The following is a 278-nucleotide window of genomic DNA, read 5'->3' on the forward strand; positions in this document are numbered from 1 at the left end:
CGGCGGCTGCGCGGGTCCAGCCCGGTGGTCGGCTCGTCGAGGAAGATGATGCGGGGGTCGCCGACCAGGGTCATCGCGAGGTCCAGCTTGCGGCGCATGCCGCCGGAGAAGGTGGCGACGGGCTTGCCGGCGGCCTCCGTCAGCTCGAAGCGGCGCAGCAACTCGCCGGCGCGCCGGCGCCCCTCGCGGCGGGGCAGGTGGTGCAGGTCGGCCATGAGGAGGAGGTTCTCCTCGGCGGTGAGCAGGTTGTCGACGGCGGCGAACTGGCCGGTGACGCC

At 74.5% G+C, this 278-nt stretch carries 1 protein-coding gene; it reads right to left on the minus strand.

The window, feature by feature from the left end:
* Positions 1-278, minus strand: a 278-nt coding sequence (locus tag ACSNOD_RS31900) for an ATP-binding cassette domain-containing protein (RefSeq protein WP_436770537.1), incomplete at both ends; no start/stop codon positions are given.

Source organism: Streptomyces sp. URMC 123 (genome assembly GCF_051386515.1).
Taxonomy (GTDB): Bacteria; Actinomycetota; Actinomycetes; order Streptomycetales; family Streptomycetaceae; genus Streptomyces.